12 protein-coding genes, 3 tRNA genes and 1 pseudogene are annotated in these 21,305 nt (G+C 55.6%); 6 read left to right on the top strand and 10 right to left on the bottom strand.

The features are described from left to right. Nucleotides 1-26 precede the first annotated feature (26 nt). The 6 genes from AB5Y90_RS03665 to AB5Y90_RS03640 form a co-directional block, all read right to left on the bottom strand. Nucleotides 27-1,451, bottom strand: a complete 1,425-nt coding sequence (locus AB5Y90_RS03665; RefSeq protein WP_368166585.1) for an NAD(P)/FAD-dependent oxidoreductase — start codon at nt 1,449-1,451, stop codon at nt 27-29. Between the two features lie 102 nt (nt 1,452-1,553). Next, on the bottom strand, nt 1,554-2,393 hold the full coding sequence (locus tag AB5Y90_RS03660) for an FTR1 family protein (RefSeq protein WP_106842947.1): 840 nt from the start codon (nt 2,391-2,393) through the stop codon (nt 1,554-1,556). Further along, nucleotides 2,393-5,386 carry a YncE family protein gene (locus AB5Y90_RS03655; protein ID WP_368166584.1) on the bottom strand — a complete coding sequence of 998 codons (2,994 nt, stop codon included), beginning with the start codon at nt 5,384-5,386 and terminating at the stop codon, nt 2,393-2,395. Before AB5Y90_RS03655 ends, AB5Y90_RS03660 begins: the two co-directional genes overlap by 1 nt. Before the next feature lie 4 nt (nt 5,387-5,390). Beyond that, nucleotides 5,391-5,840, bottom strand: a complete 450-nt coding sequence (locus AB5Y90_RS03650) for a hypothetical protein (RefSeq protein ID WP_368166583.1) — start codon at nt 5,838-5,840, stop codon at nt 5,391-5,393. 128 nt (nt 5,841-5,968) lie between these two features. Then, nucleotides 5,969-6,454, bottom strand: a complete 486-nt coding sequence (locus AB5Y90_RS03645; protein WP_368166582.1) for a YqhA family protein — start codon at nt 6,452-6,454, stop codon at nt 5,969-5,971. A gap of 170 nt (nt 6,455-6,624) precedes the next feature. Then, nucleotides 6,625-11,823 (bottom strand): RecQ family ATP-dependent DNA helicase, encoded by a 5,199-nt coding sequence (locus AB5Y90_RS03640; protein ID WP_368166581.1) that lies wholly within the window; start codon nt 11,821-11,823, stop codon nt 6,625-6,627. Between the two features lie 261 nt (nt 11,824-12,084). Between AB5Y90_RS03640 and AB5Y90_RS03635 the strand changes: the two genes are divergently transcribed. Together AB5Y90_RS03635 and AB5Y90_RS03630 are read left to right on the top strand one after the other, a co-directional pair. Next, nucleotides 12,085-12,711 (top strand): class I SAM-dependent methyltransferase, encoded by a 627-nt coding sequence (locus AB5Y90_RS03635; RefSeq protein ID WP_368166580.1) that lies wholly within the window; start codon nt 12,085-12,087, stop codon nt 12,709-12,711. Further along, nucleotides 12,695-13,768, top strand: a complete 1,074-nt coding sequence (locus AB5Y90_RS03630) for an HNH endonuclease (protein ID WP_368166579.1) — start codon at nt 12,695-12,697, stop codon at nt 13,766-13,768. Before AB5Y90_RS03635 ends, AB5Y90_RS03630 begins: the two co-directional genes overlap by 17 nt. Nucleotides 13,769-13,812: 44 nt before the next feature. Here AB5Y90_RS03630 and AB5Y90_RS03625 read toward each other — a convergent pair. Next, a tRNA-Asn gene (locus tag AB5Y90_RS03625) sits at nt 13,813-13,888 on the bottom strand. Nucleotides 13,889-13,893: 5 nt separating this feature from the next. Then, a tRNA-Asn gene (locus AB5Y90_RS03620) sits at nt 13,894-13,969 on the bottom strand. A 487-nt stretch (nt 13,970-14,456) separates the two neighbouring features. On the opposite strand from AB5Y90_RS03620, the gene dauA reads away from it, so the two are divergent. From dauA to AB5Y90_RS03605, 3 genes are all read left to right on the top strand, one after another. Further along, a complete protein-coding gene (gene dauA / locus AB5Y90_RS03615) occupies nt 14,457-16,193 on the top strand; it encodes a C4-dicarboxylic acid transporter DauA (protein ID WP_158112243.1) in 1,737 nt (578 codons plus the stop codon). A gap of 183 nt (nt 16,194-16,376) precedes the next feature. Next, nucleotides 16,377-16,464, top strand: a tRNA-Ser gene (locus AB5Y90_RS03610). A gap of 91 nt (nt 16,465-16,555) precedes the next feature. After that, nucleotides 16,556-17,908, top strand: coding sequence for a site-specific integrase (locus AB5Y90_RS03605; RefSeq protein ID WP_368166578.1), 1,353 nt, complete (start codon nt 16,556-16,558; stop codon nt 17,906-17,908). Nucleotides 17,909-18,601: 693 nt separating this feature from the next. On the opposite strand, the gene AB5Y90_RS03600 is transcribed toward AB5Y90_RS03605, so the two are convergent. Continuing rightward, nucleotides 18,602-19,111 (bottom strand): hypothetical protein, encoded by a 510-nt coding sequence (locus AB5Y90_RS03600; protein WP_368166577.1) that lies wholly within the window; start codon nt 19,109-19,111, stop codon nt 18,602-18,604. A 133-nt stretch (nt 19,112-19,244) separates the two neighbouring features. Next, complete coding sequence (locus AB5Y90_RS03595; RefSeq protein WP_368166576.1) at nt 19,245-20,177, bottom strand: hypothetical protein; 933 nt, start codon at nt 20,175-20,177, stop codon at nt 19,245-19,247. An 859-nt stretch (nt 20,178-21,036) separates the two neighbouring features. Between AB5Y90_RS03595 and AB5Y90_RS03590 the strand changes: the two are divergent. Next, nucleotides 21,037-21,305: pseudogene (locus AB5Y90_RS03590) on the top strand (hypothetical protein); the annotation flags it as partial.

The raw sequence follows: 21,305 nt of genomic DNA, 5'->3' as shown, positions 1-21,305 counted from the left end.
CCTTACTTATGCCAATGGCGCGGCCATCAGGCCACGCTCTGGGTTTCGATCACGGTATTTTCGTTGCGATGGTTAAAGATGGCGTGGCGTCGGTCCACCCCGTCGATCACCATGTCGGCAGCCATCATCCCCATCTCCATGGCGGTGTCGGTGAAGATATAGCGAAATGTCCCCTGACGGCCGGTCATGATGAGGTTGGTGATGGGCATCAGCGCCTTGATGGCTTCGTTGCGGCGCGCTTGATAGCCGAGATCCATCAGCGGATAGGCGTATTCGCTGCGCGCTTCGAAGGTCTCATCGCCAAGCTTGGCGGTATCGACGCCGAGGCTGGCGAGATCGGCGGTGACCCGACCGCGCAGATCAGAGAGCGGAGCCTGCCAGGTGGCATCCCCCGGATTGCAGGGGATCTCCAGCATTACCGAGGTCTGGCCTTGGGGCGCCATAAAGGGGCTGCGGCGGCGCGGCTCCTGCAAGCGGGTCGCCAGAATATGGGGGTCGGAGAGGTACTGCCAGGTGTTGTCCGACAGGTTCTCCTGTTTGAGCGGCATATTGACGAAGCGAAGCGACCGGTAGTGCAGATCGCACGGCAAGCCCAGATGCTGGCAGGTGAGCGGGAGCGGCAGGGTGGAGATCACCTGATCAAAGCGCTCGCTCAGCTCAACGTTATCTTGTTTCCAATAAACCCGTTCGATGCGGCCATCGGCCTGCTCAAGGCGGGTGATGGTCGCGCCGGTTTTGAGTTCAACTCCCTCGGCCACCAGCCGCTCCCCCAGGGTGGTGAAGATCTGGCCGAAGCCATATTTCGGGTAGCGGTATTTGCGGGCATAGGTGCGCACCGAGATACTGCCGTTGCGTCTTGGCAGCAGGCGACGCGCCACGTCTTTGAGATCGATGAGGCTGATACGCTGGCCGGCCCAGTCAGCGGAGAGCTTGTCCGGATTGATGCCCCACAGCTTGCCGGTGTAACCCTCGAAGAACTGGCGATAGAGGGTGCGACCGAAGTGACTCTGGATCCACTCGGCAAAGCTCGCCTTGGCGAAATCATCCGGCTTCTTGCTAAAGGGCAACAGCAGCAAATCTTTCACCGCTCCGGCCATCAGGGCCAGTGGCGCCGTCTTGAGCAGGTTGGGCAGGTTCAAAGGGTAGTCATAGGTGCGCCCGCCAAAGCGGATGACGCTCTTGCGCTCGGCGTGGAGCAGATCGTCCCCCATCAGCTCGTCAATAAAGGCGAGCAGCTCGGGGTTTTTAGTTATAAAGCGGTGGCCGCCGTAGTCAAAGCGATACTCCCCATCGCGCCCCTTGAAGGTCTGGGTGGCGCACATGCCGCCGACGACCGGCTCCTGCTCGAACAGGGTGACTGCAAAACCGGCGCGGCGCAGGCGCCAGGCGGCCATCAAACCGGCGGGGCCGGCACCCAGCACCGCAATGTGCTTCTTGTTGTTCTCGCTCATGACCTATTCCGAAACTGCTTGATAGATAAAGGAACCGCGCCAGGGCGCGGCTCCCGAATAGTGTTGTTACCCCGTGGCCTTGTTGCCACAGGGCGTGTTGGCTCAGCCCTTGCCAGTCGCGGCACTCACCTGTGGACGATAGCTGCGCTGCCAGAGGGTAACGAAAATCGCCAGATAGAGGGCCCAGGTCAGCAGCTGCAAGCCAGCGGGTGAGGCATTGTAGCCAAACAGGGCTCGCAGGAAGGTACCAAATACCCCCTGATCGTCGAGAATGTGGCTGATGTCGAACACCGGCGTGGTCCAGAAGGTGATGATGTCTGCCGCTTGCAACATGTTGACGGCGGACGAGAGCAAGCCTGCGGCGATGATGATGATAAGCAGGCCCGTCCAGCGGAAGAAGGGGGCCAGCGCCACCTTGCGGGTGGAGCGCAGCAGCCCCCACACCAGCGCGATGGAGACCAGCAGCCCAGCCAGCGCGCCCATCAGGCCGGATTGCAGATCTACCCCTTGCCCCGAATAGAGCAGGGCGGAGAAGAAGAGCACGGTTTCAAACCCTTCGCGCATCACCGCCAGAAAGGCGAGCAGCACCAGACCAAACAGGTTGCCGCCATCGATGGCGGCATCGATGCGCGCTGTCATGGCCCCCACCTGGGATTTGGCCTGCTTTTGCATCCAGATCGCCATATAGGTGAGCACCAGAGTGGCGAAGATGAGGATCCCCGCCATCAAGAGGTGGTTGTAGCGCTCGCTCTCGAACTGGCTCACCACCACCTGGAACAGGAAGGCGACGATCAGGGACGCGATAAGGCCAAGCCCCACCCCCAGATAGATGAACTTGTTGTAGCGGCTCGCCCCCAGCTTGGCGAGGTAGGAGAGGCAGATGCCGACCAGCAGGAAGGCTTCCAGCCCCTCGCGCAGGGTAATCAGAAAACTTGCAAACATCAGGATTGAGGCTCCGTAGCGGGCGTGATGGAGAGAGGCTGCAAGGTAAGTTGCAACCGATTTAGCTGCACTATGGGTGGCTCCGGCAAGCTCGGCTCGGCGGCGCGCACCGCATCATTGACCCACTTGGGGTAGGTGCGGAAATTGAGTTTGATATCGGCCTTGAAGGGCCCTTGGGCTTCTGCGGGCAGCGGCCAGGCTTCATCGCGCCAGCCATCGGCCGGAATGCGGGTATCTTCCAAGAGTTTGGCGTAGCGCCAGAACTTGAGCCCCACCGGCTTGCCCTCTGCATCGCCGAACACTTTTCTGAACAGTCGCGCATCTTCGGGGACTGCGCCATCCACCGGCTGGCCGCTGGCAAGCACCAGCTTGCCACTGGCGTCGGTGACGGTCAGCTCCAGCCAGAGTTCACGGAAATCGGCCACCCCGGTGGGCAGGGCATGGCCTGCGCCGGTATTGGCGACCCGCACCACCAGTTGCTGGTTCTTATCTGCAGCCTGTTCGATAAGGGCGGAGAGGGTAGCGCTGGAGCGCAAGAGCGCCAGACTCTCCTGCTCAAGGTCGGGATTTCGCAGCCCCACCAGCTGGTGCTGGGCGCCGGTAAAGTTGTGGCGATAGAGCCGCGCCTTCATGGTGCCGTTTTCGGTGGACTGGCCCGTCACCGGCGCGCCGCCATTGCCCGGCTCCGGGTTCATATGGCAGTCGATGCAGGTGCGCCGTTTGGCGGGATCCTCGGCCTTGGCGAAGCTGGACTTTTCCCACTCGTCCCAGGTGTTGACGATATTGGCGCCGGTGCCCGGGGCAAACTCGTTGTGGCACGACTTGCACAGGGCCGCGTCGCGGTAGAAATCCTTTTGATAGGAGGCTTTGTGGGCCGCCGGACGGGCGTTGATCTGCCGCTCGGCCAGCCAGTGCTGGAGGCTGCCGCCCGGGGCATCCTCGAACACATAGCTCTCGCGGTCTTTCAAATTCACGGTAAAGGCGCTGTTGCCGCCCGCGTCTTCTACCTTGGTGATGCGATGACAGAGCACACAGCCGGTCCCTTCCTCAACCACAGGTTCGCCCGCCTTGTGGGCGGCAATCAGCGAGGTGCCGCCCTGCTCGAACATGTGGGAGCCCTTGGGCAGATCCAGCTGGCCTGTCATCACCTGCTGGGGCATATGGCAGCCTTGGCACCACTGACCGAACGCTTCCCCTTCGGTTTCGCGGGCCAATGCCTGCACCACCTTGTAGTAGGGGTGGGAGTTGCCCATCAGCCGGTGGTTGCTCTCGCTCCAATCCTTGAAGGCCTGTTGGTGGCAGTTCTGGCAGGAGGCGGAGTTGAGCCACGCCTTCGGATGAGTGGTTGGCGCCTTGGCGGGATCCGTGCGCGGAGCATCGAGTCGCAGCCAGTTGGCGAGATAGGGGAGGTTGTCATCGGCGGTGACGAAAGCGTGCAAGTCCTCCATCATCGCTTTCACTTCCGGTTGGGGCATCGCGGGGTCAACTGCCTCGGCCCCATCGCGGGTGTCATGGCCCATGCCGCCCTGGGTCTGCTGGGTCATGCGCAGGTATTCGCCGACAAAATCCCCCGCCACCATGTTGGTGAGGTTGGCGTGGCCGTTGATGGTGTTGTCGCCGCTCTTCTGGCGATGGGCCGCCATCAGATAGCGGTTGGTGAAATTGAACCCGTCCAGATGGCAGGAGTTGCAGCTCATCCAGTTGTCTCCCGCCATGGGGAAGCGTGAGTTGGACGCTGTGTTACCAAGGTTGAATAGCCGCTCGCCACGCTGAAGCGGCGCGGGGCGCGGATCCGTCTCTACCAGCTTGGCGAAGTGGGGCACATCGACCGTGACTCGGGCAAACGGGCCGCTGCCGCCACTATTGAGGCGGGTAAGATCCTGCCCCATGGCGTTGTGCACCAGAATATGGTCACCGTCGATCAGCAAGTCCCGCGGATTCTGGCCCGGCAGGTGGCGCAAGAGCTGGGTCGCCTTGGCGCCCCCCTGAAACTTCTTGCGGCGGTGGCGGTTGTTGTTGGATTTGCCGCTGCGGGAGAGATCAAACACCAGCAGATCTTCCGAGCCCGCAAGGGTCAGATAGACCCGCTTGCCGTCGGCGGCGAAGCGCGCAGCAAACGGGTTGGAGACGATCTGGCTGCGGTTACCGACGCTTGGCAAATTGATCTGCAAAAAGAGCTGCTTTCTTTCATCGACCCGCTCTTTCTCCTCATCGAGAGCGATGATGGAGACGGCCGGAAAGACGGTGCTTTGAAACTGGAAGGGGTGGCTGAAGCTCCACAGCACATGGGGCAGCCAGGCCTCGCTGCCATCGGGGGAGAGGGCGATGCCATCGAGCAGGCGCGGCAATCCCTGGGAGTCGCTCGGCGTGTCGCTATGGGTCTCGGCCAGGGTGATGAGTTTGGGCTTGGGAAGCGAAGATCCCTTGGCGCCGTGGCCAAGCTTGGCGAGATCATAGATGGCGAGCTGTCCGGTCATGGCGTGGGTCAGCAGCAGGCGATCGTCGTCGGTCAGGGCCAGTCCACGGGGAGTCTCGGCGGTTTCTGCATCCAGCTTGAGGTTGCCTGTGGTGTCATAGGCTTGCAGGCGAGCGGATTCGAACAGCGTGATCCAGAACCACTGCCGCTTGGCATCGAAGGTGACCCCGTAGGGGCGATGGCCGGTGGGGATCGCCTTTTCCAGATCGAGATCATCATCCAGCAGCAACAGGCGATCACCGCTGTAGTCTGTGACCAGCAGGGTGCCGTCATCGGCGCGGGCAAGCTGGCGCAGATCGCCCCCCAGCTGCACCTCTTTGAGCCGCTTGCCGCTATCGCGCTCAAGCAGGGTGACGGAACCTGCGCTCAGGTTGGCGGTGACGAGGCGCGGGGCGCTTCCCTCCTCATAGGAAAGCATCCCTGAACCCATCTGCTGGGCCAACGCAAAGGGGCTGGTCAGCAGCAGGAGGAGGGCCAGCAGGGGTGACAAATATGCAGAGAACGATGACTTCAACATGAGATCAGGAGCGCCATTTCAAGATGGTCCAGCGCCAGGCGTGGCGCAGCACCAGAGGAGTTAACGCCAACGCGCTCAGCCAGTGGGCCCAGCTGGCGAGGTTGCCCATGGCATCGCCCGGAGTGCCGTGCAGCACCAGCAGCAGGCCGCTGGCCAGACAGATCAGCAGCAGGGCTTCAATAATTCGCCCCGTGGTGCGCAAAAAGGGTTTGTTGCTGCGGTTCAACAAGCTGCGATGGGAGAGCCAGAAGGCGCCAAACAGCAGCGGGAACAGGGTGAGCGAGAGCATCACATGGAAAAACAGATTCCAGCGTGCCAGCGACCAGAGCGGGGTCAGCGGCTCCCACAGCAGCAGACCGGAGAAGAACATCAGATAGAGGGTGCCCTCGGCAGCCTGATGGTGGTAGGCCAGCCACAGCCAGAATTGTCGGGGTGAGATAGAAAGGCTTGTCATAAAGGCTCCAGCACCCGGGCGGGGCAGCCCGGGGGGAGCAAGTTTATAACGCAGTAAGAGTAATGAAAAGTGTTATCAATTGTATTGCTGGTGAATCAAGGCTGAACAAGCACAGTGATCAAACTCGACTATTTATGCTCCGCCATCCGCTCCGTCACCGCATAGATGAGTGCGGCCAGCGAGAAGGCGAGAAACACCACCACGGACCACTTCATATCGACTTCGTTGATGATGTCATCTTCGAGAAACGCCTTGAGCACCTCCACTCCGGCAATAGTCACCAGCGAGTTGATGACGATGAGCTTGAGGGAGGCAAAGTTGATCTTGCTAAGCCAGTTGCTGCTAAGGGAGGCGCGCTGTTCTTCCGTCTGGATAAATTGCACATAGCCACAGATAGCAACCAGGATCAGCATCTGGGCCACCAGTATAAAGTCCACCAGGGTCAGCACGCCGGTAATGAGATCCAGATAGGGGATCTCGAAAATGTTTACAGAAAGCTGATAGAGCTGCATGGCAAATTTCACCATCAGCAATACCACGCAGATGAGGATGCCAATGTAGAAGGGGAACATCATCAATCTGCTGCCATTGAGCATGAAATTGAATCGACGCATAAAAACTCCAAGGTAAGGGAAGCTGGGTGATTATGACCTGAATTGAGGCTATTGGCAGCGACGTGTCGTCAAGTCAACAAGCTTTCACTATCACCTATTGCAGTACCGGCACAGCTGGTGCTGCAAGTCGTGAAGGTCTATCCCGGTAGTATGGGGGCTACCAGTTTGGTTCATAACTCCAGCTCGATTATGGGGATCTCCCAACGTTCGCTGCGCATCTTGGGTTGATACTCATCCTTTTCCTGCTCTTTACGCCGCTCTACCAAGGCGATCACTCTGGCTTCGCGGATTGTATTCACATCGAATTTCCAGGTTTCTTCTCCCTGTAGGGAGAGGCGAGCGATCTTGTGACTGCGGTGATAGACATGGAGCCTGTCCTGTTTGTCGGGGGCAATGCGTACGGCATCGCCTACTTTCAACGCTCTCAGTTTGTTGTGAATAGTCTGGCCTTCATCACTGTGACCTGCATATCCCAACACCAGTTGCGACATACCCATCATGGCGAAACGACGTTGTCTGTCCGGTCGGGTTGCGTTAGGTCTCTGCACGTAGCAGTGGGAGGCGATCAGTGGAATATGGGGATTACGTTGATCGTGGCGAGCCATGAGAACCAGCCTTTCGATAGCACGTGTCATCCCCACATAGAAGAGGCGCCGCTCTTCTTCCAGGTTACTGGCCGATAGCTCCGCCGCGCGTTGCCAGCCGCCGTCGAGAAGTATCACATGGCGATACTCCTCCCCCTTAACCCCATGCACCGTACTTAACAACACTCCTTTACCGAAGCGGATCTGGCGCTTTTGCTCGCTCAAATACTCGTAGAGGAACATCAGGAAGTGGTGGGCAGAAAGAGCGTGCTCTCCCTGGCTGGCTTGCCACTGAGCAATCAGATCGTGCAGTAGCTCCTCCCAACGGTTGGCCAGTGAGAGTGGAGGGAGAGGGGCTGCAAGTTGCTCCGCTGTCAGCAGGGCATGACCTTGCTGTTGTAGCCAATTCTGATAGCGCAAGATTTCACGGCAGCGATGCACAGGAAAACCGTTCTCTTTATCCAGAGTAAAACGACAGGGAATATCAGCATCTGCCAGTGCCGAGCGTACCCAGGCCAGTTCCTCCTTCTCCAGCCCATTACGGGCCAGCACGGCGATAGATTCCAGCGGGCAAGTGGGAGTCTTCTCACGGATAAGCGCGATATGTCTCACAACCTCGGCTGCCTGTTGGGCTGCATCCTGGCACTGCTGGATGATGACGCGACCCTGTGCTGTCTCCATCCCCTCCCAGTGCCCCCCAGCCACTTCCATCTTGCGCCTGTCGTCGATCTCGATGGGATGTGTACGCTTCATGCGATCCTGATTGTGCTCAATCAGGCGGTTGGAGGTCTCGATGATGTGGGCGGTGGAACGATAGTTCCAGGTCAGGAAGTGAGTCTGGGCGTTGTAGTCTTGCTCAAAGCGGCGAATAAAGCTGACGTTCGCGTCGCGAAAGGCGTAGATAGACTGGTCGTCATCGCCCACTGCCATCAGGTGCAGTCGCGCTTCTTCATCTTCTTCGCTTTTTCCAACCAGTGCAGCGATCAGTTGGTACTGCTGTTCGTCAATATCCTGGTACTCGTCGACGAGCAGGAATTGCAGACCCCCCAACAGCTTTTCCCGCTGCTCTTCCAACTCTAGACCGAGCTGGCTTTGCTCTCCCCGGAGCAGCTTGATAGCGTCATCAATGATGGTGGTAAAGTCGATATCGTCGGATGTCCGGTTTTGCACCGCATTGCCTGTCAGGCTCATCGCGAGACCGTGAAAGGTGAATACCGAGACCCGTGCTCCGTCACGCCCCAGCAACTCGGTCAGGCGTCGGCGCAGGGACATCGCCGCATTATGGTTGTAACAGAGCAACATGATCCGCGATGGGGAGATTTGCTTGACCCGCATCAGGTAGGCGCAGCGGTGGATAATCACCTTGCTCTTGCCTGAACCCGGGCCTGCCAGTACCAGCAAGTTTTGCTCGGGCGGTGCCTGAACGATCTGCTCCTGGGCACGGTTGTGAAGATCTTCGACAATGCGCTTCCAGGAGTGTTCGCTGGTCGCCAGCTCCAGGATTTTGTTGCGCCCTTTGAAGTAGTGACCGAGGAACTTGTCAGCTTCCATGGAGAAGTAGTCTGTCACCAGCTTTTTGGCTTTCTTGAAGTGTTCCAGGCTGATGCGGGCGTATTCATTCATCACATGGATCTGAATCACCTTCTGGCGATAGTGATGCTCAAGCGGCTGATAGTCTGCCTTGTTGTATTGTTGCTGCCGCTCAGCCGTCAGAGTGAGGGTCATGGCGCTTCGGAACACGGCAAGACCATTTTGCAGCACGATGGCGTGTTGCTCATGCAGGTAGAGCAGTGCCCGCTCTGCCCCTTTGAGCAACCACTCCTGCTGGCTGCTTGCCTCCCGCTTGTTCATGAGCTGAGCCACATCCATGTCTTCTCGCAGGTATTTGACCAGTTGCTCCAGGGCAAATGACAGCATCACCTGGCGCTGGACACTCTCTTCGCTGCTTGCCAACAGGGTGTAGAGAAAATCGAGGGTGGCGCCAGTGACACGATGGCGTTGATCAATTGTCTGCTCAATCTGGGACCAGGTTCGGTTGAAGGTGAGTTGGTAAAGATCCCGAGAGAGATATTTGACATCAATGGAGCCTTTCTCGCCCCCCGAGCGACCATCCTGGGCCCAGCTGGTCAGCAAATTGCGCAGCAAGCCAGGGTTACACCGTTCATGCCCCAGATCTTTGATGGCCTGATTGACCAGTCGAATGTTAAAGATCAGCCCTTGCCCTGTATCAGGTTCGGGCTCTTGTTCACGCAAGGTGTCCAGCATCGCCTTTTCAATACTGTGTACTTGTCCGCAGAGCACCCTGGCATTGTCTCTTCCTTTGGGGCGAAGCCAGGTAGTCAGTAACATCCCCTGAGAGAGCAGACCGACATCCGCCATCTGGGTGAGTACCCGCATCACTTCACTGGCCTGAACACCACTTCCCTTGTCTGCCATGTATTGGCCTGCCTCTTCGGCAATGGCATCGGCACTGAGACCATCATCATCGGCAGCACTCATCAGCGCCTGGATAACCGCTTGCCAGATGGCTTTGGCCTTGGGAGCCAGTTTCAGACTGTCTACCCTTTTCATTGCCTCTTCTGTGGAAGCAAACAGAGGGCGCCCCTGAAAAACCTGAGTGATGTTGTCGCTACGTTCCAGATAGCCCGCTCGTTCGAGCCAGGCAATAGCTGTCTTGACCTTGGTATCCGCATTGCTGTCATCGGCAGCGAAGCTGGTTTCCACCTCTGGCTGGTTGATAAGCTCTGCACTGGTGGCGACCAGTGGCGAGTTGTTATCCTGCTTGCCTCCTTTGCTGGCCCTGAGTCTTATTCCGCGCAGGATCTGTTTGATATCGCGCAGGCTGACTTCACTCATGGCCTCGAGCTGGAACTGTTTCTCGATATCCTGTTCATCAAACAGCAGTACGCAGTGAGCTTGTGCTGTATCGCGGCCAGCTCGTCCCGCTTCCTGTAGATAGTTTTCGAGGGAGCCGGGGATATCGGCATGGATCACCAAACGCACATCATCCTTGTCGATCCCCATCCCGAAGGCATTGGTCGCGCAGATGACCCGGATCTCGCCATTGATAAATTGTTCGAGGGTGGTTTTCTTCTGGGCACTGTCCATGCGGGCGTAAAAGCGTGAGACAGGGAGGGATTGTTGCTGACCGAGGAAATCGGCCAGCTCGTCCACGCTGCGCTTGGTTGCGCAGTAGATAACGCAGGAACCGGGCTTTTCCTCACCGAAGAACTGCTCGAGCAGGTTAAGGATATGGCCCTGTTTATTGAGACCGGGACACTCAACGACGGCATATTCGAGGTTGGTACGTTCAACCCCTCCTTCCAGTCTGAGAAGAGGTCGGGGCTGTTTGTCGAGAAACTGGGCGCAAATATCCTCAATCACATCCGGTTTGGCGGTCGCGGTATAGCAGAAGACAGGAGGCATGGGGACCTGCTGTTCCTTGGCAATTGTGGCGATGGCCTTGGCGCAGTAGAGATAGTCAGGGCGAAAATCATGTCCCCATTTCGACAAGCAGTGCGCTTCGTCAAATACCCAGCCACCGATTTGACGTTGTCGTATTGCTTGTTTGACTGTGCGGTTGCGCAATTGCTCGGGGGAGATATAGAGCAAGGCGATATCCCCCATGCGGATCTGTTCAAGAATCGCGCCTCGCTCTGGTAGCGTCAGCAGCCCCGAGATAGCGGCAACCCCTTCAATACCGGCCTTGTGTTTAAGGTTGTCCACTTGATCTTTCATCAGTGCCTGCAGGGGGGATATCACGACCGTGAGAGCACCGCTTCGCTGGTTACGCACCAGTGCCGGGAGCTGGTAGCAGAGCGACTTGCCACCGCTGGTTGGGAGTATGCCGAGCAGTGCGACGCCAGCCATGGCTTCCTCGATCAAGGTCTTCTGCAATGGTGTCCCATCAGGCAGGTTGCGAAAGTTGTCGAGCTCGAAGATTCGCTGCAGATGGCGGCGTGCGTCGTGGTTCTCCTGACAATAGCTGCAGTCAGCATGACCGCAGTGACGTTCACGAATTGTGTGAATGATTTCTGCGGTCTGGGGAAAGCGGCGCCAAATCCAGGGGGGCAACACGGAGTTCCCGCCGGACACGGGCAACCAGGCGCAGGCATAAGCCAATGGTAACAACAGCATGGGTTGACGCAGGGCATCACCAATCACTCGGTTGAGCTGATTGGGACACGCTTTCTCATGGGCAATGCTCTTGATGAGAGTGGGTAGCTCCGAGACCCGCACTGGCGGGCGGCCTGTCAGTCTGGCAAACACCAGTGACAGACCCTGAGTGTTAAATTGCGCCATGACTCCCTGGTCGAACAGATATTGATAAAGCTGCAATTGGGACAGGGGTAAGGCTTGTAGTGCTATCAGCTGTTCCGAGAAGATCTGCAATGCGAGCCTTGCATCCGCGACCGGATCATTGAGGGTATCCCGAACCAGTTTGTAATCCTTGACCAAGCGGTGATAGGGGTTTTTGGGAAAGGCAAGGGGAGATAGATAGAGGGTATCTATTACCGGCTTTTCGAGAAGTAACTGAGGGCGTACAGCCTGTTTGGCCAACCAGGGGAGATCAAAATCGAGAATATTGTGACCAAGGATCACATCCGCCTCTTGTGCCAGCGCATTTAGCTCCTTGAGTGCGAGATCCTGCGGGCCCTTGAGATTGAGTTCACGACCAGCCAGGAGCGCCCCCAGATGACGGAGTTTTTCGTCCCGGGTCAGTTCAAGGTCAAAGGAAAGAATTTTGTCATCCCCAAACAGGGTCACGACATCAGTCGAGTTCATTAATAGCCATCTCCATCTGGCGTTGAACTCTCATGGCGATAATAAGTGCCAAGAGATCAGTGAGTTGGCCGAATATTACCCGAAATGTTGAGTGGTGGCATCATTCAGAGCCCTCTGGTCTCAGTTCTTTTGGCTGGCATCCCGTTTTGGTAAATGTCCCTGCATCCTTAATGGCTCATGTTTGGAAAGTGTCGTCCTTGTCATGGTCAACCCACTGATCTTGTGAGACTATTTCCCTTCCTTCTCCAATCGGAACGCATTGTGTCCCTCGATTACTACCAGCGCCACGCCACCGAATTGGCGACTCGTTACCAGCAGGTATCTGCTCGCGCTGTTCACGGCGACTGGCTCACTCTGCTGGAACCTTGGTTTTTGGCTGCGCCGCGCAGGTTGCTCGATGTGGGGGCTGGCAGTGGTCGTGATGCCGCGTTTTTAGCCGGGCTCCATCGGGGCCACTGTGTGGTCGCTGTCGAGCCCTGTCAGGCACTCGCTCTACAGGGGCAATGTCATACCCGTGAGGCTGCGGTGACGTGGGTCAATGACGCTATGCCTGCTCTCTCTCGCGTGACGGGCACTTTTGATCTGATTTTGCTCAGTGCTGTCTGGATGCATCTACCCCCGAAGTCTCGTCCCTTGGCGCTGGCACGTCTTCATGAGCTGCTCTCACCAGATGGTTATCTGGTACTGAGTCTGCGCCTGGTTATCTCGGAGCAGGAGATGCGGGAGCGAGCCATGTATCCGGTAGCTGTCGATGAAGTGGAGCGGCTTGCATTGGAGGGGGGGATGACACTGCTCCATGTGTCAGAACCACAGGGGGATGCCTTGGCGCGTACCGGGTTGAGTTGGCAGAGTCTGATCCTTGGGGGTGAACATGCACGCCTCCCCTGAGCAACAACTCGCTTTTATTGCCTATCTGCAACGCATCTTTACCGAAGGCGATTTTGTGGCCACTTACAAGTGCGCCTTGCTCCACGGGATTGCAGATATCGCGATTGAGCGCAGTACCGAGACCCATGATCTGACCGCGGCGCGCACTATTACGCTGGACGAACTGGCCACCAAGTTTGTGGAGCTTTATTGGCAGCACAGTCTGCCCTACTCGGCGACGGGAGAAACGGCTACCTTGCTCAAACAGAGCAGCGGTCGTCAGGCCATCATGCTGACGGAGTTGTCCCGGCTGCGTGCAGAGGGGGTCCGCTCGGTAACTACACTGCGTCGGCACGACGCCTGGCGGCCTCTTCTTGCCCGAGTTCGGCGCATCCTTGTTGAGGGGCCCTTGTGGCGTCTGCAGATCCTGGGTGGGCGAGAGGAGTGCCACCTCTATCCTCATCAAAGGGGCGCGGATCATATCTGCCTGAACCCCGGAATTCTCTACTGTCTCCACCGCTTTTACGATCTGGTGGTCTCCCTCTCCCGACAGCATTGGTTGCAGCTTATCTGCGACATCAAGGGGAATCAGCCACTGATTGGCCCAAGTGTAGGGCTGGAGAATTTTCTATTTGGTTCAAGCCGTCAGGCGCTGGGACGGGTGGGGGAGGTTTTGAGGGACTTGCAGGGGGGAACCTGTTTTTACTGTAACAAGGCGATACACGGGAGTGGTGAGGTAGACCATTTCATCCCCTGGCGTCGTTATCCAATCGATTTGGGCCACAACTTCGTACTGGCACACGCCAACTGTAACCGGAGCAAACGGGATTTTCTTGCCGCTCCCGAGCACAGGGATGCCTGGTACGAGCAGAATATCCTGACCCATGGGGCGTACCTCACTGACGAGCTGTCCCCTCTGGTGAGCATCGACGCCGAGCGTTCTACCGCAATCGCCACTTGGGCCTATCAGCAAGCACTCCGTGAGCATGCTCGGTTGTGGCGTGGTATTGACCTGTTTGTGGACGTGACAGCCCCCAGTGTGGGGATGAGTAATCTAGGCTTCTCTAGACTCTTCTGAGGCAGATACGAAAAAGCCCAGCCAAAAGGCTGGGCTTTAGAATTTGGCTCCCTCGACAGGACTTGAACCTGTGACATACGGATTAACAGTCCGCCGTTCTACCGACTGAACTACGAGGGAAAAAGTGGCTCCTCCTACTGGACTTGAACCAGTGACATACGGATTAACAGTCCGCCGTTCTACCGACTGAACTAAGGAGGAATTGCCTGTCTCGTCAAGACGGGGCGAATATTAATGACCAGGGCGGCGGGTGTCAACCCGCGAATTTCCCGAAAACCGGATTTTCGGACTGTTTGCCCAAAAGTTGCGCTTTGCGGTTTATTTTCAGCACAATCAGTCCCTTGCCATCGCCTTGGCCAACTGATGCAGGGAGCATTGGTTAGGTTCGTATCAACCTGATGATGCCAGCATGATATTGCGAACGTGCTGGCAAGCCAATAAGACTCAAGTGGTGAACTTTGCAGCTAAATGGGGCAGCGCAATCATCAACATCGGCGATTTGGTAGCAAATAGGCCAAATAACGGGTGAGCGCGCGTTTCATTGATCCTGCCCATCGAAAAAATGGCCCGTCTGGAGTAAGGTTACGCAGGATACCATCGCCGCGTCGACAGCCCTGCCGGCCCTTGATGATGATCGGGCGCCGGATCTCTCCGGCCTTTATCTCCCTCTTCTGGTATTACGATATACATGCACAAGCAAGCCTCTTTAAATAGCGTGAAGCTCGCCATAGCCTTACGCCAGTCCTGTATTGATGAACCCTACAGCATGGCCCGCTTCGGCCGTGATCTTATCGCCGGTGTGACGGTGGGCATCATCGCCATCCCGCTCGCCATGGCGCTGGCCATCGCCAGCGGTGTACCGCCACAACACGGTCTCTATACCGCCATCATCGCCGGTATCGTGATCGCCGTGACCGGTGGCTCCCGTTACTCCATCTCCGGCCCAACCGCTGCCTTTGTAGTGATCCTCTACCCGGTCGCCCAGCAGTTCGGGGTTGGCGGTCTGTTGATGGCGACGCTCATCTCAGGCCTTTTTCTGGTGGCGATGGGGATGGCCCGTCTTGGCCGCCTTATCGAGTACATTCCCCCGTCAGTGACGCTGGGCTTTACCGGTGGTATCGCCATCGTGATCGCCACCTTGCAGATCAAGGACTTCTTTGGCCTGAGCGTGCCCGAGATGCCGGAAACCTATCTGGGCAAGGTCGAGGCGCTGACCGCCGCCCTGCCAAGTTGGCAGTGGGGCGATACTCTGGTGGGGGTCGCAACGCTGGCCGTGCTGCTGCTCTGGCCACGCCTGCGTCTGCCGGTGCCGGGCCACCTGCCCGCGGTACTGGTCGGGGTGGGCCTGGGTTTTGGCCTCCATTACTTTGGGGTGGATGTGGCCACCATCGGCAGCAAGTTCAGCTATACCCTGGCCGATGGCAGCCAGGGGATGGGGATCCCGCCCATCGCGCCGACACTGGTGATGCCCTGGGCCTTGCCCGGACCGGATGGCTTGCCGGTTGAATGGAACTTAGCGGCTGTTGAGCGGCTGCTGCCTGCCGCCTTCTCCATGGCGATGCTGGGGGCGATCGAGTCGCTGCTCTGCGCCGTGGTGCTCGATGGCATGACCGGTCGCAAACACAGCTCCAACGCCGAGCTGGTGGGGCAGGGGCTTGGCAACATCTTCGCCCCCTTCTTTGGCGGCATTACCGCTACCGCCGCCATCGCTCGCTCTGCCGCCAACGTGCGTGCAGGCGCTACGTCCCCCGTCTCGGGGATCGTCCATGCGCTGGTGGTGCTGGCCGCCATTCTGGTGCTGGCCCCCTGGCTTTCCTGGTTGCCGCTCTCGGCCATGGCTGCCTTGCTGCTCATCGTGGCCTGGAACATGAGTGAAGCGCACAAGGTGGTGGAGCTGATCCGTCGCGCGCCCAAATCCGATGTGCTGGTGCTGCTGGTCTGCCTGTCGCTCACCGTCATTTTCGACATGGTCATCGCCATCACTTTCGGGGTGATCCTGGCGTCCCTGCTCTTTATGCGCGAAATCGCCAAGATGACCAAACTGCACGATTTGGCCGAGCACAAGCGCTATGCCCATGAGGTGCCGAACAATGGCCTGCTCTACAAGATCAACGGCCCGCTCTTCTTCGCAGCGGCCGAACGGGTCTTTGCCGAGCTGGAATCACAAGTGAAAGGGCACAAGGTGCTGGTGTTGCAGATGGAGGCGGTTTCCATCCTCGATGCGGGCGGCCTGTCTGCCTTCCTCCACTTTGGCAAGCAGATGGCTAAAGCCGGTGTCGAGTTGCGGGTGGCCGAGTTGCAGTTCCAACCGCTCAAGACCCTGGCCCGTGCCAAGGTGCGGCCGCAGCCCGGCAAGCTGGAATTTTACGGCTCGCTGGAAGAGGCGCTCAAAGGTGAACATTTGCACGAAGCGGCAGTAAATTGATTGAAAGGGATACGAAACGGCATATTTTTAGTCACTTGGTTCGGATATTGAGCAAACGAACGCAAAAAGTAAAAAAATGCATTGACCAAAAGCCATCGTATCCCTTACATTACGCCCCGTCGCCGCGGCATGGTCCGCCAGCGAATGTGCAGCTCAAGCACATAAAGCAGTGAGCAAAAATTTGGTGAGGTGTCCGAGTGGCTGAAGGAGCACGCCTGGAAAGTGTGTATACGGCAACGTATCGAGGGTTCGAATCCCTCCCTCACCGCCAAATCGATTGCGAATCAACCCTATGAATTTCATAGGGTTTTTTCGTATCTGGAGCCTGCGAATCGACTGGTGTCACATGAAGGTGTCACACTATGCCGACCTATCTGCTCAAAAATCGCCACGGGAACTACTACACCCGTATCACCTTTCCCCATACCTTAAGACAAGCAGGCTGCCCCGCTGAGGCCCGCGTTTCCTTGCGTACCAAGGATTACGCAGTAGCGGGCATGCGCAATCTGCTAGTAGCCCACGGCCTCAAATCGATGACCTGCCGACTGGCACAGCAGATGGGTCAATCGCTCCCCACTACGATCCGCGCCATGCTAGATACCGAGCTGCTTGCCCTGCGTCGGCAGCTGGAACAATCGGAGCTGGTTGCGCACACCCTGACCGCCGCTCCTGCTGAGCTCATCCACCTTGAGCGTGAGAGGCCGATACCCGCAGCGGCACCCTATGCTGATATTGCGCTGCCTGCTCCCGTCACCAGCCTAAGCGCCCTGCAAACCGCCTTTATCGAACGTAAACAGCAAGACGGCATCTCGCGCCGCTCCCTCGACCAATTGCAGCAACGCACACTCGCCCTGGTGGAGCTGATGAGCGCCGACTTCGCAGTCGCTTTGCTGAAATACCGCCACATCGACGCGTTTATGCTGCATTTGACCCAGAAAGGGCTCAAAGAGAAGACCCTGCGCGAGTACAAAGCCGCCTGCTCCCAGATGTTGGGGTTTGCCGTGAAGATGGAATACATCGGCCAGAATCCCTTCAACGACATCAAAGTCAAACGCAGCCAGCCCACTCCACGGCCACGCTGGGAGCGGCCCCAGCTCAAGCGGTTGTTTGGCTCGCCCACCTTTACCCTGCACGCCTACCACAACAGCGATGACTTCTGGCTGCCCTTGGTGTTGCTCTACACAGGGGCCAGACCGGCGGAGATATGCCAGCTACAAGTCGGGGATGTGGTGACCGACGATACGATTCCCAGTTTTGACATTACCGACGAGGGGGAATCCCAATCAGTCAAAACTGACCACAGCAAACGGCGGGTGCCGATTCACAGCAAATTGATTGCGCTGGGCTTTCTGCACTATGTGGAACAACGGCGCAGACAGGGCCATACCCAGCTGTTCCACTGCAAGGCTGTGGGGGAATTTGGCGAGTGGACGAAAGGGTTTGAAGGCCGCTTCTCTCGTTCCTTGAATAAGTTGGGATTTGCGGCAGGTCAGCGACCCACGGCTTACGGCTTTCGCCATGCTGTCATCGATGAGTTGCAACGATTAGATACCCCCGAGCATGTGGTCGCCGACTTGGTGGGCCACAGCAAACAGGGCTTCACCTATCGCCACTACGGTAAGCAGACGCCAGTGCAGCGGTTACAGCAGGTGATTGAGCTGCTGGACTTTAGCGATGAACTGGCATTGGTAGCGGGGTATGGCTCGGTGAACTAGGCCCCGAAGGCTTCCCTTGGCAAGGGGTTCTCCACCCCACTCCGTTCGCAGGCTCACTACGGGGGTTCCGGGTGCGTTACACTCACCACCCCCCCATACTTACGTGCGTAAGTATGGTTTTTGGGGCCGTTCTTACGATGTGCTTTCTAAGCATACTTACGTGCAAAAATGGATGTCTCCACCACCTGGCTACCAGAGAATGGGCAAATGGCAAGTTGAGGGGAGGTTGCAATGACAGATACCAGGCGATGCCAGGTTGCCAAATGAAAATCTTCCGATATACGGCAAGAGGCAGGCGTCTTATCAAAGAAATCCTAGGCTGGTTATGGTTATCTCGATGGTACACAGCAGGGCGGAGGCATATACCCGGTCACCAAAACGCTCCACAATCAACTGGTGTCGATGCAGCAGCAGGCTGCAATAGCATGAGAGAGCAACGGAATATGTACGGTGTAAAAACGCGCTACATCATGCCGCCAATGATGCGATTTTGTTCCAACGATAGATAACGAAATAAGGCAAGAGCAAGGTCACTCCTGCACCGTACATTTTTGCTGCGCAAATGTACGGTGTTCTGCTGCGCAGACCGGAGCCTTGTCAGGGTTGCCACCCTGAACCCGCCTGGGCTGCCGCCCAGACCCGTAAGGTATAAGGGCTGACAAGCAGTCAGAGGGTACTTATTCTCACTGCTCCCTAGCGGCCCCGGTCGTGCATTGAACCATCATTACTTAACCAAACGCCATCGCTGAGATAAACATCGCCCTCGTTATCATCAATGGCTAGGGCATCGTAGAGTTCGCGCATGTCATCTGTTCCTTTCATTTCGGCGGATTGGTAGCTATCGTATAGTTCGAAGAATCGAGATAGCAGGGCGTCTATTTCGTTTCTATCTGCGTCGACATCAGTGGAGTTTTTCGTATCTATTACGCAAATGCTTACGTACTCCCTATCTTTCCAATCAGACTTAACTACCGGTCTTGTATTTATTTCAACCCCTAATCGCCATGCAGCTTGAACTAAACGTGGCCTGTTGTTGCAAACTTTAATTAGACCATCATCTTCACTTGCTGTTGCTGTCATAAGCTCCCACTGTGGATTTTCACCCAAAATCCGAAGGAAAATCACTTTATTGCATATGACGATGTAGCTCTCTCTGCTGTGCAGACCGCTTTTTCTTGATGAAATTATCTCGAAGGAAGTCATCTGTCCTGTCCTTTATAAGTATTACCCAAATAGCATCAATTTGGGAAACAGCCCATTATTACGTCTATTTCCCGTCTGGCCAGACGAACTTAGGTATTATCAGCGGCCTAACCTCCCCAAAAAATGCGTACTACTACCTAGCGTACATAGTTTCAATGCCTGGATGATGGTTTTTTCTCTTTTGATCATTAAGAACTGCATGACATTCGTAAATTTCCATTTCTACCTGTTCTGGAGTGCTTATGGGATAGATACGGCTATCTTTACTTGGAAGTTTATTTTCAACATCATCTAGAAAATCACGCAATGCAATAATGCATTGTTTAGAGTCTGAGTTGTAATTAGGATCGGAAAGTGCCTCACCATTACCAAAGTTAATTTCAAAATGAATCTTATTTGTAGTTTCGCAACCCACGCCCTCTTCATTCGCTATTGTAAAGCAACCCACAACAACGGTGATCACAGAGAATCCTGTAGTAGTTGACTGTTTTGAACTGATTATTTTTTTAAAAATACACTCAGCAAAATATCCAGCACTTTTACGCCTCCAAATTGAACTGAACGCAATCTGAATGCCATTTAAATAAATGGAAATACCAAAAATATTTTCAACCTTTATTACATCACCATAATGATACCTATCCTTTAAATAAAACCCATTTTTATTAAGTTCATTGCTCCAGTCGCTATCATAAAGATAATGAAATTCGTGTTCTTTTATCAGCGAACCACTCTGCCAGAGGTTAACTTGTTCTTTGTAATTATACACAACCTCAATTAATTCATGATGTTCAGCATCTGGTCTAACATACGCCAAAAATGGTGAGTAATAATCTGCAAACTCCCCCTGATGAATATGATTCACAGTTCTATTGAGAATAATGAAACCTGTATATATATTATTCATAAGAACAATGGAGTTTGGATATTTGAACTTCAAATACGCCCTTGCTTTTTCTCTAAATGAATCTAGTTGCGCTCTTCTTTTTCGAGAGCACAATTCGTAATCTGCCCTTGTGAAAATCAAAGCTCTTTTATTTTTATTAAATAAATCAAACAACCCCATATATGCATCCTTTAATGTTATTAAATTTCAGGGGAGTGCGATCACGTGGGCCGCACCTTCACCATTACTATCATGCCCAGGGCGCGAGCGTGAACAAATTGTTAGATTTTGGCCACTGTCGCCAACCCTGCCGCTGACACCTGTTCGAGGTAGCCACTCCCTCATCCATCCCCTCATATGAGCGAGGCGGGGCGCTGATTTCAGGGTATTATAGTCAATATCCGACTACGACCGTGCCGGGGATTGACTTTGTTGAGTGGGTGATTCATTCATGTGAGTCAAAGCGCCTTCGATAAGAAATTTAAAACGAGCAACTGTAGGAACGTGCACTCACGCCAAAAAGCTAATTTATTATTCATTAGATGAAATGCTGTTTGTTTCTGGTTGAACTGGCCCTAGATGAGGGAAACGCAGCTCAAACTACCCAGAGTCATCAGGGTGCTTATTGCTGATGAGCTCGAAACAAGATTCCAGTGGAACCACTATACAGTTAAACAATGAACCCTGAATAGATGTATAAATTCACATGTCACATTTTCAGGCAGAAGTTGGCTTAACCTCCCGTTTTTACCACCTCCCCCTTGATGTTGATCACCAACATTCGATAATCGAGACGGCCAGACAACCCACATAGGCCTCGTTTGAGGTTAACATGGTTACATGCTTGACGGTGTCACAGTTTTCTGTCATTTTTACCGTGTTTTATAACCATAATCGGTTGATTCATAACGCTTTAGTGAGTGATTTCGAGGGTTCGAATCCCTCCCTCACCGCCAAATATAACCCGTTGAATTTCAACGGGTTTTTTCATTTCTAGACTTACGTGATTTTTTTCCTGGATCAACTGGGTGGAACAATCATGTATCTGAGCAAAAATGCCTCCGGCACCTACTACACTCGTCTCCCGCTGCCTAAGTCATTACGTGACCGTGGCTTGCCCTTCGCTATCCGTACTTCCCTTTGCACCAAAGATAGGCAGCTCGCTGTAGACCGAAACCTGGCTGTGGCAGCTCGTACTCGCGCACTTATCGCAGCTACCCCTGCTGATACTTCCCCTCGCAGTTTCTATCGCTGGATCCGCGCCGATCTTGACGCTTTCAAGGCTGCGGGGTTCATCCCTCCTCAAAC

Origin of the sequence: Aeromonas sp. R4-1, from assembly GCF_040908325.1 — a bacterium.
Lineage (GTDB): Bacteria > Pseudomonadota > Gammaproteobacteria > Enterobacterales > Aeromonadaceae > Aeromonas > Aeromonas veronii.
The sequence above is the reverse complement of the archived record's forward strand: the minus strand, read 5'-3'. Positions and strand labels throughout refer to the sequence as shown.

Coding starts and splice junctions, on each gene's coding strand:
- AB5Y90_RS03665 (WP_368166585.1), bottom strand. CDS start 1,451: ATGAGCGAGAACAACAAGAAGCACATTGCGGTGCTGGGTGCCGGCCCC.
- AB5Y90_RS03660 (WP_106842947.1), bottom strand. CDS start 2,393: ATGTTTGCAAGTTTTCTGATTACCCTGCGCGAGGGGCTGGAAGCCTTC.
- AB5Y90_RS03655 (WP_368166584.1), bottom strand. CDS start 5,386: ATGTTGAAGTCATCGTTCTCTGCATATTTGTCACCCCTGCTGGCCCTC.
- AB5Y90_RS03650 (WP_368166583.1), bottom strand. CDS start 5,840: ATGACAAGCCTTTCTATCTCACCCCGACAATTCTGGCTGTGGCTGGCC.
- AB5Y90_RS03645 (WP_368166582.1), bottom strand. CDS start 6,454: ATGCGTCGATTCAATTTCATGCTCAATGGCAGCAGATTGATGATGTTC.
- AB5Y90_RS03640 (WP_368166581.1), bottom strand. CDS start 11,823: ATGAACTCGACTGATGTCGTGACCCTGTTTGGGGATGACAAAATTCTT.
- AB5Y90_RS03630 (WP_368166579.1), top strand. CDS start 12,695: ATGCACGCCTCCCCTGAGCAACAACTCGCTTTTATTGCCTATCTGCAA.
- dauA (WP_158112243.1), top strand. CDS start 14,457: ATGCACAAGCAAGCCTCTTTAAATAGCGTGAAGCTCGCCATAGCCTTA.
- AB5Y90_RS03605 (WP_368166578.1), top strand. CDS start 16,556: ATGCCGACCTATCTGCTCAAAAATCGCCACGGGAACTACTACACCCGT.
- AB5Y90_RS03600 (WP_368166577.1), bottom strand. CDS start 19,111: ATGACTTCCTTCGAGATAATTTCATCAAGAAAAAGCGGTCTGCACAGC.
- AB5Y90_RS03595 (WP_368166576.1), bottom strand. CDS start 20,177: ATGGGGTTGTTTGATTTATTTAATAAAAATAAAAGAGCTTTGATTTTC.